At 33.9% G+C, this 2,843-nt stretch carries 1 protein-coding gene; it reads left to right on the forward strand.

What is annotated here, in order from left to right:
* A partial coding sequence (locus tag ACKI2P_RS07485; protein WP_407376451.1) for an Ig-like domain repeat protein occupies window positions 1-2,395 on the forward strand: 2,395 nt, incomplete at its 5' end.
* Window positions 2,396-2,843 lie beyond the last annotated feature (448 nt).

Raw genomic sequence — 2,843 nt, forward strand, 5'->3', positions numbered from 1 at the left:
AATCCCTGATGATAATCACAATCCGGTAACTGTAACATCTAAAATCACAGTAAATAAGGTAGAATCTACATTAACTGTTGGTGATATTGTATTTGATTATGATGGTGAGGGTTCTGGTGATGTGTCTTTCACCGGTGCAAGTGAAGTTACTGCTAACGTTATCAACCAACCTAAAGCGGTTGTTAGTGTAAATGATAATAAGATTACTGTTTCTGGTTTGGGTGCGGGATCTTATACTTTGAATGTTACTACTGTTCCTGATGAAAACCATACTGTTGTAACAAAAACTGCTACAATCACAGTCAATAAAATTAACTCCACCTTAACATTGGATGATGTTGAATTGGATTATGGTGATTCTATTAATGTCACTGTAGCAACTGAAGGAGCAACTGGTATTACTGCTAAAATTGACGGAGTTAATGTAACTGTCAATGGTTATACTATTCCGATTTCAGGTTTAGGTGCGGGAAATTACACATTAACTGTAACAACAATAGCTGACAAGAATCACAATCCAGTAACTAAAGAAGTTAACATTACTGTAAATAAATTATCTACTGAAATCATTCTAGCTAACGAAACACTTGATTTAAAAGTAGGTGATGAGGTCACTGATTTAGCGAATTTAACTCCTGCAGGTGCAGGTAATTTGACTTTAACATCCAGTGATGAAGATCTTGTTTATATTGATGATGATGGAATAGTTATTGGTAATGGTCAAGGTCAAGCAATTATTACAGTCAGTTTTGCCGGTAACGAAAATTATGCAGCTGCTGAAAACAAGACAATAACCGTTAATGTCGCATTAAACGACGCTAGCGTCAGTGTTGAAAATGCTACTTTGAATTTAAAAGTTGATGAAACAAGCGCAATTAATGCAACTATAGAACCTGATACAATAATGCTTAAAATTAAGTACACATCCAGCAATGAATCTGTTGCCACTGTAGATAAAAATGGTATTGTTACTGCTGTCGGTGAAGGTAGAGCAATCATTACCCTTGAAGTTGGAGATGATGAAATCTATGCTAAAAACTCAACAACAGTTACAGTAACAGTAAATAAAATAAACACAACTGCTGATGTTTCAATTCCTGAAAACATTACTGTCGGTGATAATTCAACAGTCAATGTAGTATTGCCGGCTGATGCTACTGGTAATGTCACAGTTAAAGTTGACGGGGAAGTTGTAGATACTGTACCTGTAAAAGATGGAAATGCTGATGTTACAATTCCTTCCATGAGTGCTGGAAACCACACTGTTGAAATAGCTTACTCCGGTGACGGCAAATACAATCCTATAAACGAAACTAAGGATATTACAGTTTCCAAAAATGATATAACTCCTGAAATTATAATTCCGTCAGACATGAGGTTCGGTGATAATGCTACTGTTGATGTCAAGCTTCCAGGTGACGCAACAGGAAACGTAACACTAACAGTTGATGGTAAAGAAATCAATACCGTACCTGTAACTAATGGAACTGCAAGTGTCAAGCTACCGGCATTGGATGCTGGAAACCACACGGCTGAAATTGATTACTCTGGTGATGATAAATACAAACCTGCTTCAAAAACAGCTACAATCGCCGTAAACAAGGATTCAACCAATATAGTAGCAGATGATGTGACAGCAACATATAAAGTCGACAAATATCTTGTAATCACATTAAAAGACAGTAAAGGTAATCCATTGGCAAATGCTACTGTAACTGTTGATTTAAACACAATTAAAAACTACACTACTGATAAAAACGGTCAAATTAAAATTAAAGTAAGCAATCTGGTTCCAAAAACATACTCTGCAAAAATAACATTTGCAGGTAACAACAACTATCTTGGATCAGATGCCACTGCTAAGGTTGTAGTTAAAAAGGCAACTCCAAAAATCACAGCTTCCAATAAAAAGTTCAAGACAACAACAAAAACCAAAAAGTACGCCATAACATTAAAGGACAATACAGGCAAACCAATCAAGAATGCAAAAGTCTATCTGAAAGTAAACGGCAAAACATATAAAGCCACTACAAACAGTAAAGGCAAGGCTACATTCAAGATAACCAAACTTTCAAAGACCGGAACATTCAAGGCAACTGTAACATATAAAGGAAACAAGTACTACAACAAGGCTACTAAGAAAGTAACTGTTAAAGTCATTTCTACCTGGAAAACAATATCTAAAGGAAGCAAGGCAAAATCAACTGTTAAAGAGATTCAAAGGGCATTGAAAAACAATGGATATTATCTCACAGCCTACGGCCATTACCTGAAGGTTGACGGCATCTACTGGGACTACACTGTAAAAGCTGTAAAACAGTTCCAGAAAGCCAAAGGTCTGAAAGTAACCGGTAAGGTTGATGAAAAGACTGCCAAAAAACTTGGAATAATTTAAATAAGGATTTTTCAATTCCTTATTTTTTATCTTTTTTTAAATCATTTCACCATCCAATATCACATTCACTTTAATCAATTGGACGTGTCAGTAAAATTAAAACAAATCTTGGAACTATATTTTTATTGATTTTTTAATAGTTAAATAGCTATTTATATATAATTTAAAAATGAAATTATTAATTAATTATCATTTTGGAGAGAGTTATATGAAAACTCGCGATAGAGTTGTACCGCTTATGTTCTCTCTACACTGCTTTTTTTAGAACTTATGATAATTAAACATTTTCATTAACTGTTCGTGGAATAACATATTACTTTTTGGTCTTCATAATAACTTATTTAAATATCCAAAATCAAATAGTATATTAACTATATTTTTCAGGTGTGTATCATGGTTAAAGACAATCTAAATCCAAAAGATTTGAATGAATAGTCAATGATTTTTT

This window comes from Methanobrevibacter sp., assembly GCF_045541095.1.
GTDB lineage: Archaea > Methanobacteriota > Methanobacteria > Methanobacteriales > Methanobacteriaceae > Methanocatella.